This is a genomic window from Tissierellales bacterium, from assembly GCA_035301805.1.
In the GTDB taxonomy this organism is placed as follows: domain Bacteria; phylum Bacillota; class Clostridia; order Tissierellales; family DATGTQ01; genus DATGTQ01.
Map to the genome: position 1 here is coordinate 1 of DATGTQ010000059.1, position 14,590 is coordinate 14,590.

Annotated in this window: 16 protein-coding genes and 1 riboswitch; all 16 genes read right to left on the minus strand. The window is 29.7% G+C overall.

What is annotated here, in order from left to right:
• Positions 1 to 71 precede the first annotated feature (71 nt).
• Positions 72 to 1,925, minus strand: coding sequence for a WG repeat-containing protein (locus VK071_02500; GenBank protein ID HLR34180.1), 1,854 nt, complete (start codon positions 1,923 to 1,925; stop codon positions 72 to 74).
• Positions 1,926 to 2,045: 120 nt separating this feature from the next.
• Entirely contained in the window at positions 2,046 to 2,693 is a 648-nt protein-coding gene (locus tag VK071_02505) for a TetR/AcrR family transcriptional regulator (GenBank protein HLR34181.1), read from the minus strand.
• A 63-nt stretch (positions 2,694 to 2,756) separates the two neighbouring features.
• Positions 2,757 to 3,536, minus strand: a complete 780-nt coding sequence (locus VK071_02510; protein HLR34182.1) for a sirohydrochlorin cobaltochelatase — start codon at positions 3,534 to 3,536, stop codon at positions 2,757 to 2,759.
• Entirely contained in the window at positions 3,537 to 4,364 is an 828-nt protein-coding gene (locus VK071_02515; GenBank protein HLR34183.1) for an ATP-binding cassette domain-containing protein, read from the minus strand. It abuts the gene before it with no gap.
• Positions 4,357 to 5,001, minus strand: a complete 645-nt coding sequence (cbiQ, locus tag VK071_02520; protein HLR34184.1) for a cobalt ECF transporter T component CbiQ — start codon at positions 4,999 to 5,001, stop codon at positions 4,357 to 4,359. Before cbiQ ends, VK071_02515 begins: the two co-directional genes overlap by 8 nt.
• A gap of 19 nt (positions 5,002 to 5,020) precedes the next feature.
• Positions 5,021 to 5,311, minus strand: a complete 291-nt coding sequence (locus VK071_02525; GenBank protein HLR34185.1) for an energy-coupling factor ABC transporter substrate-binding protein — start codon at positions 5,309 to 5,311, stop codon at positions 5,021 to 5,023.
• Positions 5,295 to 6,023 (minus strand): energy-coupling factor ABC transporter permease, encoded by a 729-nt coding sequence (locus VK071_02530; protein ID HLR34186.1) that lies wholly within the window; start codon positions 6,021 to 6,023, stop codon positions 5,295 to 5,297. The genes VK071_02525 and VK071_02530 overlap by 17 nt, the downstream gene beginning before the upstream one ends.
• A gap of 113 nt (positions 6,024 to 6,136) precedes the next feature.
• Positions 6,137 to 6,318: riboswitch (cobalamin riboswitch) on the minus strand.
• 29 nt (positions 6,319 to 6,347) lie between these two features.
• Positions 6,348 to 7,637: a glutamate-1-semialdehyde 2,1-aminomutase gene (hemL, locus tag VK071_02535; protein ID HLR34187.1), complete on the minus strand. Its 1,290-nt coding sequence runs from the start codon at positions 7,635 to 7,637 to the stop codon at positions 6,348 to 6,350.
• Positions 7,638 to 7,655: 18 nt separating this feature from the next.
• Complete coding sequence (gene hemB, locus VK071_02540; GenBank protein HLR34188.1) at positions 7,656 to 8,624, minus strand: porphobilinogen synthase; 969 nt, start codon at positions 8,622 to 8,624, stop codon at positions 7,656 to 7,658.
• The gene (cobA, locus tag VK071_02545) at positions 8,624 to 10,129 is read right to left on the minus strand and encodes a uroporphyrinogen-III C-methyltransferase (protein HLR34189.1); all 1,506 of its coding nucleotides are present in this window, start codon (positions 10,127 to 10,129) and stop codon (positions 8,624 to 8,626) included. The genes hemB and cobA overlap by 1 nt, the downstream gene beginning before the upstream one ends.
• Positions 10,126 to 11,034, minus strand: a complete 909-nt coding sequence (hemC, locus tag VK071_02550) for a hydroxymethylbilane synthase (protein ID HLR34190.1) — start codon at positions 11,032 to 11,034, stop codon at positions 10,126 to 10,128. The genes cobA and hemC overlap by 4 nt, the downstream gene beginning before the upstream one ends.
• A gap of 6 nt (positions 11,035 to 11,040) precedes the next feature.
• Positions 11,041 to 11,640, minus strand: a complete 600-nt coding sequence (locus tag VK071_02555) for a bifunctional precorrin-2 dehydrogenase/sirohydrochlorin ferrochelatase (GenBank protein HLR34191.1) — start codon at positions 11,638 to 11,640, stop codon at positions 11,041 to 11,043.
• A gap of 10 nt (positions 11,641 to 11,650) precedes the next feature.
• Complete coding sequence (gene hemA, locus VK071_02560) at positions 11,651 to 12,883, minus strand: glutamyl-tRNA reductase (protein HLR34192.1); 1,233 nt, start codon at positions 12,881 to 12,883, stop codon at positions 11,651 to 11,653.
• A 690-nt stretch (positions 12,884 to 13,573) separates the two neighbouring features.
• Complete coding sequence (locus VK071_02565; GenBank protein HLR34193.1) at positions 13,574 to 13,753, minus strand: hypothetical protein; 180 nt, start codon at positions 13,751 to 13,753, stop codon at positions 13,574 to 13,576.
• An 88-nt stretch (positions 13,754 to 13,841) separates the two neighbouring features.
• Positions 13,842 to 14,318: a hypothetical protein gene (locus tag VK071_02570; protein HLR34194.1), complete on the minus strand. Its 477-nt coding sequence runs from the start codon at positions 14,316 to 14,318 to the stop codon at positions 13,842 to 13,844.
• Between the two features lie 29 nt (positions 14,319 to 14,347).
• On the minus strand, positions 14,348 to 14,590 hold a 243-nt coding region (locus tag VK071_02575), incomplete at its 5' end, for a hypothetical protein (protein HLR34195.1).

The following is a 14,590-nucleotide window of genomic DNA, read 5'->3' on the forward strand; positions in this document are numbered from 1 at the left end:
TAAATTAAATTACATCTTGACATTTAATAGCTGGTCTAAATAGGTATTTTAAAGATAAAAATAGGGGAAAATTAATTCCCCTGAATACTCTTTGTACTATTAAAAGCCCACCAAGCATCGGATTGGGTATCAATTATATCCATAATATCTTCATAAGGTATATTAAAAGCTGGAAAACCACTAGAATAATCTGCTATTTCATAGGGATAAAAATATATTTGTAAATAATCTTTAAACATTATAAATTCTTGGTCTTCCTTTATTCCCTTATAATCATCAACAAAAAATAGTTCTCCCTGTGTACCTTTCTCCTCCATTTGTTTTTTAATAATTTCATCTAACACTTCTGTATAATTACTATCTTTTTTAAATATATCTTTAAGCTCATAAAATTCTCCTGTATTTAGGTCAATATGGTAAGTTCTTACCATAGGCATTCCTAAAGGTGCTCCTTGATTATGATAATAAGAGCTTTTTTGTATAATTAACATATCGTTACTTCTTCTAGGATCATAGTTCACATTAACTAAGGGAAGTCCTTCTTCCACATCTTTAAAATCTGCCATTACATCTTCTACAAAAGCCTTATGGAGCTTTTTATTTATTTGTTTTTCTACCTTTTCATTTTTTAAATTTTCTACCTTTGGATAATAAATGGTTGTAAGCATATTAGGAATATTTTTTTCTTCTTTAACGACCCCTTCACCTAATAATTTATAGGAATTATCTTCTTCCCATAATAATTCCCCATCAGTTGTATAATAACCTAACCTATCATCTATAGCAGCTTTAATTACCTTACCCCTATATTCTAATTCTCCTTTACCATCTATTTCTGGTAAATCTTTTGCTTTTTTTCCTTTAGTATCTAAAAGAAAAGTCTTTTCACCGTCATAAACAGAAATATAACCATTTTTTACTTCTGGTGATTTAACTCCTCCAACGAAATAATAGGAATAATCCGTTAAAGCTTTTCCTTCTTTGTTTATAATGGCTTCCTTAGTCAGTTCTACTTCTCCATAAACCTCAGCCTTATCTTTGGTAACAGCAAATAATCCTTCTCCTAAATAAGCTACACTATTATATTTAGGTTCTATAATATAATTATTTTCTTTATCAATAACGCCCCACTTTTTATCTTTATCCTCTACATCTGAAGGACTTACTACTGCCATTCCATCTTCAAAAGGTAATGCCTTTGAATACTTGGGCTCTATTGCTACTTCACCTTTTTCATTTAAGAAGCCATAGTGTTTATCCTTATTCAGAAATATAAACATTTCATTTTCTTCATCTGGTGCAACAGTTTCATAAGGCAATTCTGCTAATTCTTTACCTTCTTTATCTATTATAAGGTGTTTATCTTCATCAACCTTCACTAAGGCTCTTCCATTTTTAAATCCCCAAACATTACTATACTTAGGGTCTATAACCACATTACCCTTTTTATCTATATATCCAGATTTAGTATTACCTTCCTTATCCTTTTTTACTACTGGTAATAATTCATCACTTGATTCACCTATAGCAGAGTAGTCTTTAGTTTCAAATAACTTTAATCCACTTTTATCAAATATAAAATATCCATCCTGGCCTACTGCAGTAAATATTCCATCTTTAACTTCACTTATCTCAAAATATTCTGGTGGTAGTATAACTCTTCCATCCTCATTTATTAACCCAACTAGTTGATTAGAATAAACTTTAGCTAATCCATTATTATCAAATTCTGTAACTAATTCATAATTAGGTTCTACTTTAAACTCTCCCTTTTCATCTATATAGCCCCATTTTTTAGTGTTTTTATCCTTTGTATATGCAGGATATAGACCTACTTCATCCAATTCATCTTTATTACTGCATGAAGTTAATAAAAAAATTGACAATAATAATGTAATGACCATTAAAAATCTTTTCCTATCCATAAGTCTCCCCTTTCTTTTTTCCTATTTAAATTATACCTTAAAATCAAAAAATATAAAGTAAAGTCTTATTAACTTAATCTAAAGTTAATAAGACTTTATGTTATCACATTAAGATTACATTTAACTACTACAAAGATAACTTTCATCTTCTATAATTAATAGTCCTTCAAATATCTTAAAGCTATCGTCTACTATGTTATTTATTTTTTTCACATTAACTTCACATGAATTTACTGTACAAATAATTTCTCTTATTGTAAATAATAGATTTATAAAAAAATACTTAAATAAAAAATCTTTATCTATATCTTGGCGTATTTCTTTTCTATCAAAAGCATTATCAAACATTTTCTTTAAGGGTGGCTCTATTATGCCTATTAATTTTTCTTTTACCTTCTGCCTAATATATAAATTATCAGTTAAATAAGAACTCGTCCAAAACTTACAGTATAAAGGGTTTTTCTCTATGAATCTAATTAATATTTCACTATAGGTTTTTAATAATTCTAGTATGTTTACATTCTCCATATACCGGGGATGTTTTTTTAAGTAATCGTCCTTGAAATCTTCAAATTTCAAGGTAATTTCATCAAATAAGGAAAAAAACAATTCTTCCTTGCTATTATAATGATAATAAAAGGTCATTTTCGCAATATCAGTATCTTGTATAATTTGATTTAAAGATGCATCATCATAACCATACTTTTGAAACTCCTTCATAGCAACATCTATAAGACTTTCCCTTTTATGAAATTTTTTTCTACTCAACATCCCACCCCCAAAATATCCCATTATAAAGTCATACTACCACTTAATAATGGAACTGTCAATTTAGTATAGCATATACTCAAGTTTATTTATAAATATATTTTGGAATTCTTCCTTTTCACCTAACCCCTTTATTTTTGACCCTACTATAAATCCCTTATTTTCTAATTTTACTTTCCAAGAATCTTCTTTTCCTACCATATCATTAAGTACATGATCTCCTGCTACTAACATAAATGGCTGTAAATTAACCTCTTTAGATTTTCTTTCTTTTAACAAAGGAATAATTTCTTCAATAGGTTGATATCCTTCTGCTGTGCCTATATATACATTCTTATATCCTTTTTCTCTCAATTTTTCCTCTAATATTTTATAGCATTTATTTGCATTATGGTCTGTACCATGGCCCATCAGTATTAACTTTTCTTCTTCTTTTAATGAATCTATATCTTTTTCTAATGCTCTGATAACGTAGCTATAATCTTCTTCATTATACAATAAGGGTTCACCTAATTTCAACTTATCAAAAACTTTATCTTTATTATACTTTTCTACTTCTTTAACAATTTTCTCATATTCATGACCTGGTATTATATGTAATGGTTGAACAAACACTTGATTAAATCCATCTTCCCTAAATTTTTTTAGAGCTTCATCTACAGTATCTATATATAGGTTATCCCGCTTTTTCAGTTTCCTAATAATCATATTAGAAGTAAAAGCCCTTCTTACAGTATAATCTTTAAACCTCTCTTGAATTTTATCCTCTATTGCCCTAATGCATAATTTTCTTGTTTTTTCATAACTGGTTCCAAAACTAACTACTAAAATTCCTTTCTTCATCTAGTAATCACCTTCCTGTATATTTTCTTTCCAATAGTTAAAGAATTCTTCTTCATGTTTAAATAAAGGAATATTCAATTTTCTATGGACTTTTACAAGCCAAGGCTGGTTTAACCCTGCTTTTTTAATAACCTTTTCATTACAAAATACTTCTTCAACTAATCCATTTCCTATAACTTCACCTTCACTTAGTACATATACATAATCACATAATTCATATATTAAATCCATATTGTGGCTAGAAATAACTATGGTTTTTTCTTCACTAATATCTTTAAGTGTATTTATCATTGCCCTAGTCATTGAAGGATCTAAACCACTTGTAGGTTCATCAAAAAGAATTATATCCCCATCCATGGCTAAAACACTTGCTATGGCAATTCTTTTCTTCTGACCATGACTCAAAAAATGAATAGGTTTCTCCTTAAAGTCAATTGCACCTACTCTTTCTAAAGCATTTTCTACTTTATTTGAAACTTCTTTTTCATCATAACCCAAATTCCTTAAGGCAAAGGCTACATCATCATATATATTAGAATAAAATATTTGTCTATCCGGGTCTTGAAATACTATATTAACCTTCTTTCTATATTCCCTTAAATATTTTTTACTGTATTTTAAAGAGTTACTATTAAATAATACCTTACCTTTATTAGGTTTAAGTATTCCTATAAGGTTTAAAAATAAAGTAGACTTTCCCGAACCATTTTCTCCAATTATACCAATACGGCTCCCCTTACTTAAGTCTATATCTATATCTTTCAATGCTAAAGTTCCATCTTCATATAAATAAGTTAGCTTTTCTGTTTTAAGCATTTTATCACCCAATTTTAAACTCTCCATCATATAATTTACTTTCTAAAGCTATTACCATATCTTCATAATTTAAAAAAACTCCTACAAATAAAGATTTTATCAGAATCCCAAAGGATTTAAAACTATTTTTTGTACCATAATATCCATATCTCATTTCTTGGGCTATATATATTTCCTTAATTTCTTCTAGAAAGATAAAGATAAACCTATAAATTAATATTATTAATTCTATTATAAAATTAGGTACTTTTAACTTTTTAAATATCTTAATAAGTTGGTTAATCGGCGTAGTTAATGCCAAAAAATAAGTTGCAGAGATACAGGCAATTGACCGTGAAGCAGTCATTAAAGCTGTATAAATTGTTTCTTTATTCAAACCAAAATAATATTTACCAATATTAACAGAGTAAATAAATTCATTAGTTTTTCCTATACTTATAAGGATAGGAATTATACTGAATAAAAGAAAAATAACTGGCACAATGTAAAGCTTAATATAAGCCTTAATTGGTATTCTTGCTATTACAGTAGTCATCATAAACATAATTATTAATATAGCTAAATTAATATATATATTATTTATAGCTATAGATATAAAAAGGCTTCCTATGGCAAATAAAAACTTTGCCATAGGATTAAATTTTGTCAAATTATTGGTATAAGCATATTTATCTATTATCAGCAACTTGCTTTTTTCCTTTCCAATTTCCTAATATATATCCAATGGTTCCAGCACCAATAGCTACTTGTAAGGAAAATAACAAACTTTCTACCTCTCCACTTGGTGGTTCCCAAAAGGCTTCAAACCATGGTTCATAATCTGGATTTATTTCTCCTATTACATCTTCAGCTTGATCATCTGCCCCTTCAAATTCTGAATCTGACATAAATATTAATGGTATAATGGTAATTACTATTGCTAATATAATAAGTAAGATATTTTTATTGGATGATTTCACTGCCTAACACTCCTTCCTTACTATATTCTAATAATAAATTATAAACAACAACTGTTATAATTCCTTCTACTATTGCTAAAGGAATTTGAGTCACTGCGAAAACACTTAGAAATTTACCCATAGACCCTAGAAAACCTGTAGCTGGATCCTTAAAGGCTAAAGATAATTGGGTTGCTGTAATTACATAAGTAGCTAAATCTCCTAAAGAAGCTGCTAAAAATACTGCTAGGGATGTATTAGAATCCTTCTTTTTAAAAGCTTTAAATATACCATAAGAAACTAGAGGCCCTACAATAGCCATAGAAAAAGTATTAGCTCCTAATGTAGTTAATCCTCCATGAGCAAGTAATAATGCTTGAAATAATAATACAATAACCCCAATAACAGTCATAGTAGTAGGTCCAAATATTATAGCCCCTAACCCTACTCCTGTAGGATGAGAGCAACTGCCTGTTACAGATGGAATTTTCAATGCTGAAAGAACGAATACAAAACCTCCTGCTAAGCCAAGTAGTACCTTTTTGTTTGTGTCTTCTTTCATGATGCCATTTACATTTTTAATACCTATAATTAAAAATGGAATAGTAACTATGGACCAAAATACTGCCCATCCTATGGGCAAAAATCCTTCCATAATGTGCATGGCATTTGCAATGCTAGGTGTAAAACTAATTAGTAATAGCACTAGTAAAAATAACTTTTTGTCCTTCATGACTAACACACACCTTTCTTATTTTATATTAAAAAAATCCCATAGCCTTATAGACTTGGGATTTTTCTTCCAACGTAAAGTAATTAGAAGTATATCCTTCCCACCGAAGGCCTACTTAAATAGGAAATATAGGCAGGTCTCCTGACTTATGAGTCATTCTACTCTCAACGCCTTCCCAGAATATATCCAGTGGCTTTTGTTGATTTCGTCCTCACTTACAGTAGCGGGGGCTGTATCAGATTTACACTGATTTCCCATTTTAATCTTTAAAAGAACCTATCTCCTTTTATTCAATTTTAATAAACTCCGTAACATTATCATCCTTTATTTAATAGCTTTTAATGCCTCATAATTAGCCTTGATAGTATGTTCTATATCTTCCTCAGTATGAGCATCCGACAAAAACATACCTTCAAATTGTGCTGGTGGTACCATTATACCACGTTTCAACATATTTTTAAAATATTTAGCATACATTTCTGTATCACAGGATTGAACATCATCATAATTTTCAAAAGGTCCCTTTCCAAAGAAAAGGGTTAACATACTTTTAAACCTTACTATTTCTGCATTGATTCCTAATTCTTCTATATTTTTTCTAAATCCTTCTTCTATCATAATAGCCTTCTCTTCTAATTTTTTATATATATTTTTATTTTCTTCTAATATTTTTAGATTTTTATATCCAACATGCATAGCTAATGGATTACCTGAAAGGGTTCCTGCTTGATAAACTGGACCTGTTGGAGATATCATCTCCATTATCTCTCTTCTTCCACCATAAGCACCTACTGGAAATCCTCCACCAATTATTTTACCAAAGCAAGCCATATCTGGTTCTATTCCATAGACTTCACTAGCTCCACCATAACTTATTCTAAAACCTGTTATTACTTCATCAAATATAAGTAGAGACCCATTTTCTTTAGTTATCTTTCTAAGGCCTTCTAAAAATTCTTTCTTTCCAGGAACTACTCCCATATTGCCTGCTACTGGCTCTAGTATTATAGCTGCTATGTCTTCCCCAAAATCTTCATAAGCCTTTTTCACATCTTCTAAATCATTATATCTACAAACTATAGTGTTCTTTACAATATCTGCTGGAACTCCACTGCTAGTAGGTACTCCATAAGTTATAGTTCCTGACCCAGATTTTACTAACAAAGAATCATTATGTCCATGATAACAACCTTCAAATTTTATTATTTTATCCCTACCAGTATATCCTCTTGCTACTCTTATAGCACTCATAGTAGCTTCTGTTCCCGAGTTTACCATTCTCACCATTTCTACACCATTATAATATTCTACAATATGTTTTGCCATATCTACTTCTATTTTAGTCGGCAATCCAAAGCTTATGCCACTTTTTAAAATATCTTCTATACCTTCTAATAACCTTTCATTAGAATGGCCAAGGATTAAAGGACCCCAGGAACAAATATAATCAATGTAAGTATTTCCATCTTCGTCTTTTATTTTACTTCCATGTCCACTTTTAATAAATGCTGGATCTGTTTCAACAGAGTTAAAAGCCCTAACTGGACTATTTACTCCCCCAGGAATATACTTTATAGCTTCATTATAAATATCCTTTGATTTATCTAAATTCATATTATCATCTCCTTTTAACTATTTTAGTATTTTAGCTACATCCTTAGCAAAATATGAAATAATAATATCTGCTCCAGCTCTTTTAATTGAAAGCAAAGATTCTAATATAGCTGTTTCATCTAAAAGCCCTTCCTTTACAGCCATCTTAAGCATTGAATACTCTCCACTTACATTATAAGCTGCTAAAGGAATATTATAGTTATCTTTTGCTCTTCCTATTATATCAAGATAGGAAAGAGCTGGCTTTACCATTATTATATCTGCCCCTTCCATTATATCTAATTCAATTTCTCTCATAGCCTCATCTGTATTTGCTGGATCCATTTGATAGGACCTTCTATCTCCAAAAGCAGGAGATGAGTCTGCTGCATCTCTAAAAGGACCATAGAAAGAAGAAGCATATTTAGCACTATAAGCCATAATAGGTATAGTCTCAAAGCCATTTTCATCTAAATAATGTCTAATATATTCTATTCTACCATCCATCATATCAGAAGGAGCTACCATATCTGCTCCTGCCTTAACATGACTTAAAGCAATCTTTCCTAAATATTCTAAAGTTTTGTCATTATCTACATAACCATTATCTTTAAGTATTCCACAATGACCATGAGAAGTATATTCACACATACATACATCAGTTATAACGTACATTTGAGGAAAAACCTTTTTTATTTCTCTTGTAGCTTTTTGTACGATACCATCTTCAACATAGCCTTCGGTTCCTAATTCATCCTTATTGGCTGGAATTCCAAATAATAATATAGATTTTATTCCTAAATTTTCTACTTCTTCTACTTCTTTTAATACCCTATCTACTGAATAACGATAAATTCCTTCCATAGATGGTATTTCTTCTTTTATATTTGTACCTTCTTCTACAAAGATTGGATAGATAAAATCTTCTACTGAAAGTTTAGTTTCTCTAATTAAACTTCTAATAGTTTCATTCTTTCTAAGTCTTCTGGGTCTATTTAATAAATCCATTAATTTTCTCCTTCCTTTATAAGTAAATTTAATAAACCACCTACTGTATATTCTTCTGCTTGTTTATAAACTTCATAGCCTTTTTTATTTACGGCTTCCGATGTTATTGGTCCAATGGATAATATCTTACCTTTGTTTAGAATCTCTTGAGAATTATCACCTAATATTTCTATAAAATTATTAAAAGTTGAAGGACTGGTAAAAGTTAAATAAAAGTCCTCTTTATCCTTTAAAAACTTTATCAGTTGGTCTTTCTTATTCATGGTTTTAATTGTTTCATAAGTTTTAACTTCATCTACAGTACATATTTTAGAAAGTTCCTCTACTAAATAAGGTCTTGCATTTTTTGCCCTTGGAATTAATATTCTATCTTTTTCCGTTAAAACCTTTTTTAAATCTTCAAATAAAGCTTCAGATACATGTTCTTTTGGAATAAAATCTGGTTTTATACCGTATTCCTCTATGGCTTTACCTGTCTTAGGTCCTATAGTCCCAACTTTTAAACCCCCTAATTTTCTAGCATCATAACCTAGGGAAAATAGTCTATCGAAAAATACATTTGCTCCATTTACACTAGTTAATAAAACATGAGTATATTTATCTATATTTTCAATAGCATTATCTAACTCTATATTGGGAGATATTTTATCTATTTCAATAGTAGGAAAATCATGAACTGAAGCTCCTAGCTTGTTTAATTCATTGACAAATCCTTTTTTTTGAGCTTTAGCCCTTGTCACTACTATATCCTTTCCAAATAATACTTTATCTTCAAAGAAATTAAGTTTTTTTCGTAATTTAACTACCTCACCTACTACTATAAGACTTGGTGATGTTATCTTTTCCTTCATTGCCTTTTCATATATATTTGATATATTTCCTTCTACTACTTTTTGATTAGAAGTAGTAGCCCAGTTAATTATAGCTACAGGAGTATTCTTTTCTTTACCGTTTTCCATAAGCCTATTACATATTTTTTCTAGATTTGATACTCCCATTAAAAATACAAGGGTTCCTTTTAAGGATGCTAAAGCCTTCCAATTTAATTCTTTACTTTCATCTTTTAAATGACCTGTTATCACATGAAAAGAAGATGCATAATCTCTATGAGTTATAGGTATACCTGCGTAGGCTAGTCCTCCGATGGAAGAAGTAACCCCAGGTACAGTTTCAAAGGGAATATTTCTTTCTACTAAATACTCTGCTTCTTCTCCACCTCTTCCAAAAACATAGGGGTCTCCACCTTTAAGTCTCGCAACTATTTTTCCATCTAAAGCTTCTTTATATATTATTTCATTTATTTCATCTTGAGTTTTAGTATGATCCTTTGACCTTTTACCTACATATATGAGCTTACAACTATCTTTTATATCTTCTAAAAGAGTACTATTTACTAATCTATCATAGACTATTGTATCTGCTTCTTTTATACATTGAAGGCCTTTTAAAGTTATTAAACTAGCATCTCCCGGCCCTGCCCCTATTAAATATACTTTTCCCTTCATTTGGCATCCCTCTCCTTGATCATTATCCTTGCAAGATTATAGCCTAGTTCTTCTAAAGAATTCCTATCCCCTTCTAAAGTTTTATCAATTAGAACTTCACCATCTTCAGTACCTAAAAATCCTTCTAAAATCAACTTATCACCATGGATGTCACAGTATGCTCCTACAGGAACTTTACAACTTCCTCCTGCTCCTTTTAAAAATCCCCTTTCTACTTTTGCCTGTATTTCTGTTTTTTCATGAGATATACTTTTTAATAATTCTTCCATCTTTCTATCATCTTCTCTTATTTCAATAGCAAGAATTCCTTGACAAGGGGAAGGCAATAATATTTCTTTATCTAGGTACACAATTCTATCTTTTAATTTTTTATCAAGTCCCAATCTTTTAATTCCTGCAGCTGCCAATACTACTCCATCTAAATTTTCTAATTCTATCTTTTTAATTCTAGTTTCTATATTTCCTCTTATATCCGATATATTTAAATCATTTCTATGTCTCAATAATTGGTATTTTCTTCTCTTACTTCCTGTACCTATTTTGCCCCCAATAGGTAAATCTTCTAAGCTATTTAATCCTTCTCTAAGAACTAATACATCCCTATAATCTTCCCTTTCAGGAACATAGGATAATTTTAATCCTTTAGGAAGAATTCCTGGCATGTCCTTCATACTATGTACGGCCATATCAATTCCACCGTTTAAAAGTTCTTTTTCTATTTCCTTTACAAATACTCCCTTTCCACCAATTTTACCTATAGAAGTTTCTCTTAAAATATCTCCTTTAGTCTTTATTGTTTTCAATTCTATATCTAAATGAGGATGGGCTTTTTTCAACGCATCTATTACTGAATTAGTTTGAGTAACTGATAATTTGCTTCCTCTAGCTCCAACTACAACCTTCATAAACTATTATACCCCCTTAAGTTCTTCATAGAATTTTTCTAACTCTTCCTTAGTCAAGTCTAGGCAATGATCTAACAGTTCCTTTTTTCTATGACTATATTTTGAAATAATAATTTTTCTTATTTCTCCTAATAAATTAATATATTCTTCATCTATATCTGAATACTTTTTTTCTAAGTCTATCCTTATTTTTTTACTTAAAAAGGGACATTTCCCCATAGTAGAAATCGATAATATAAGATCCCCTTTATTAATTACAGAGGTAGAAGTGAATTCTGATTCTTCTAGACTGTCCACTACATTACATAAAATACCCTGTTTACTACATTCCTTAGAAATTTGTTTGTTCATATTTCTTGAGGAAGTTGCAGCTACTACTAAAAAAGATTTATGTATATATTCATTATTATATGTATCTTTAATCAATATAAGATTTTCTCCATATTTATTCTTTAGTTCAGAGAATTTCCCAAAAAACTCTTCACTTATTACTGTAACTTTTCCTTCAAACTCTAGAAAATTTTTAGCTTTTCTATATCCAACTTTTCCCCCACCTATTATTACAATTTTTTTGTCTTCAATATCTATCATTATAGGATAAAACATATCTTCACTCCTAAAATTCAAATAAACTGTTTAACATTTCAATATAATCATCCATATTTTCTTTTTCCAAATTTTTTAAATTTTTTATTGGCTCTCTTATGACTCTTTTCAAAGCTGAGTTAAGCATTTTATCTACTATTTTCTTCTCTCTTTGGTCTAAGTCTAGTTTCCTATTTATATATTCCATTGTGTCTTCTTTAATGTCTGAACATCTTTCATTTAAGGATTTTAGAACTGGATCAACCCTTATACTTCCCATCCACTCTACAAATTCATCTACATCTTTGTTTATTATTTTCATGGCTTTTTCAGAAAGTTTTTCTCTTCTTTGCTGATTATGCTCCGATACTTTTCTAAGGTCATCAATATGGTATAAAAGTACATTTTCCATATCTTTAACTTTAGAATCTACATCTCTAGGTAAAGCTAAGTCCAATATGTACAGTTCATGTTCAACTTTAGGCATGTCCTCATAAGATATTATTGTATGAGGAGCTGATGTAGCAGTTACAATTATGTCTATATCTTTTATCAGGTTGTACCTTTCCCCATATTCTACAGGTATTAAACAAGGAAATTCTTTAAATATATCTTTTAATCTTCCATGGGTTCTATTAGTTACATATATTTCTTCAAGTCCTTCTTCATGTAAATACTTTAAGGAAAGTCTACTTATTTTCCCTGCACCAATTACAAGAGCCTTCTTCCCCCTTAGACTTCCTATTTCCTCTCTTAAAAGTTTAATTCCAATATAACTAGTGGATAAGGGAATTTCGGATATCTTTAAATTTGTTTTTATTTTTTTACCTACTCCTATAGCTTCCATAAATAGCTTATTTAAAATCTTCCCGCTAAAGCCTAATTCCATAGAGAAAATCATAGCTTCTTTCACTTGCCCTAGTATCTGATCTTCTCCTAGAATTAAAGAGTCTAATCCAGATGTAACCATATATAAATGAGTTATTACATCTTTACCTTCTTTAACAAAGAGATATTTTTCTATAAGAGGAAAATTAAAAAACTTACTATAGAAAGCTTTTATCTCCTCAACAGAATCTTCTATGTTTTCACTAACTATATATATCTCACTTCTATTACAAGTTGAAAGTATTATTACTTCATCAATCCCTTTATCTAAGATCATACTGGAACCATCAATTCTCATAGATTCAGTAAAAGAAACCTTTTCTCGCACTTCAATGGGAGATATATTGTGATTAACTCCAATTAATGCTAAATCCAATTTTATCCCTCCAATATCTTAAAATTATTCATAATTTTTATAATCAAGCTTGTTAAATATTATTATATCATTATAAATATTATACTTCCATTCCCATTCACCGTTTCATCATCGAAACTATTTATTGTTATTATAGTAAAAACCAATGATAGTTAAAATTATAACGAAATCTGAGTCACCGGGGACGGTCCTAAGTGACTCAGATTCTGAGTCAGAAGGGACGGTCTTCACTGACTCAATTTGTGAGTTAGTGAAGACCGTCTTGAAAACTACTCTTATGCTTATTCCTATAATAAGCTTTTCATTTGCATTTATATTTTTCTCGATTTATTATACCATAGACATATTAAAGATAAAATTATGTAGGTTTTCTATTAACTTCTTATATTCTATCAATATTACATATCTTGTCCAAATTTTATTGTTTAACTTCTCTAATTTATCTTGTATCCATGGTTCTACTATTATTACTTTTTAAGATCTTCTATATTGCTATTATATTTTACAACTACAGTAGTTTTATAAGTAAGAGTTACTAGCATATAGATGACACGAGCTTTCTATCATTCAAAGATTATTATAGACAAATAAATGTTTTAGAATGTCCACAAATTCAGCAAAGTAATTGTCTCTTCTTTAAGTTAAATTTTTCTTCTTAAGTTTTAAGCCTTACTTTAAACTTAGTATATCTTATAATTTACCCATATCGTTCAAAATAACAATTGTAAAGATCAGTACAAATCCTACTATCGCAATTATCCAAGATTTCTTTGTAGATCTTCCCATACGATAGTTAACATATAACATTATCAGCCCCACGATATCTAATAGGATTCCCATTAACCAAATTAACACAGCAGTTTTTCCCATCCTCTTCCTCCTCTTAAATTTATTTTTTTCATGCCTTCTTAATATTTCACTTCAAGTTTCATAAATCTTTTGTTACCATAAAACTAATTTAATCGGTATTTCTCTCGTGTTCTATAACTGATCCAACTTTAAAGTTTGGTAAATGTTCAATTATAAATCTATCACCTATATTTATTTCTTCATTATAATCACATGAGATTTTTTGCTTATTTCCATCCTTATCTTTTATTTTTATCGTTCTATATGATCTCGAATCATCATAACGTTTCTCCACTATAGCCACACCTTCAGTTATACAAAAATCACCATTTATTGCCCTAGGCAAATCTATTATAGCCGGAATTATATAACCTGCATAGGCAAATATACACATAACTATTATTATTACTCTTAAAATTGCATTTAAAGTATCTTTATGTTTCATCATTTCATCTACATCTACTATAGTGAATATAGTTACCCTCACTAAATTTTCCTTACGTATAACTTTACGAAGTCCTATAAATGAAAGTATAATCCCAGCTAATGCCAGAATATACCTATAAACTAGATGCTTCATATTCATGTTAGCCCTACCTCCAGACTATGTTATTTTTATGCCGGACAGAATATATCGTTTATTCTTTTCTTTTCCAGTTTAGTTTCTATTTTAGTTTCAATATATTCACGTGGATGCTTTTTTATATTGGATTTTACAGATGAAGATAGTTTATATATTGCAATATTCTCATAAGCTATATCCTCATTAAAACCTTCCTTTGCCACCTTTTTGACCATCTCTGCATTCTCACTTAATTTATTAGCAACAGTTCCTATTTTATCTCCCCATTTACCTGG

What these genes read in the sequence shown, in the direction of transcription:
- VK071_02510 (HLR34182.1), bottom strand. Translation starts at nt 3,536, where the DNA reads ATGAAGAAAGGAATTTTAGTAGTTAGTTTTGGAACCAGTTATGAAAAA.
- VK071_02500 (HLR34180.1), bottom strand. Translation starts at nt 1,925, where the DNA reads ATGGATAGGAAAAGATTTTTAATGGTCATTACATTATTATTGTCAATT.
- cobA (HLR34189.1), bottom strand. Translation starts at nt 10,129, where the DNA reads ATGAAGGGAAAAGTATATTTAATAGGGGCAGGGCCGGGAGATGCTAGT.
- VK071_02555 (HLR34191.1), bottom strand. Translation starts at nt 11,640, where the DNA reads ATGTTTTATCCTATAATGATAGATATTGAAGACAAAAAAATTGTAATA.
- VK071_02570 (HLR34194.1), bottom strand. Translation starts at nt 14,318, where the DNA reads ATGAATATGAAGCATCTAGTTTATAGGTATATTCTGGCATTAGCTGGG.
- VK071_02530 (HLR34186.1), bottom strand. Translation starts at nt 6,023, where the DNA reads ATGAAGGACAAAAAGTTATTTTTACTAGTGCTATTACTAATTAGTTTT.
- hemB (HLR34188.1), bottom strand. Translation starts at nt 8,624, where the DNA reads ATGGATTTATTAAATAGACCCAGAAGACTTAGAAAGAATGAAACTATT.
- VK071_02565 (HLR34193.1), bottom strand. Translation starts at nt 13,753, where the DNA reads ATGGGAAAAACTGCTGTGTTAATTTGGTTAATGGGAATCCTATTAGAT.
- hemC (HLR34190.1), bottom strand. Translation starts at nt 11,034, where the DNA reads ATGAAGGTTGTAGTTGGAGCTAGAGGAAGCAAATTATCAGTTACTCAA.
- hemL (HLR34187.1), bottom strand. Translation starts at nt 7,637, where the DNA reads ATGAATTTAGATAAATCAAAGGATATTTATAATGAAGCTATAAAGTAT.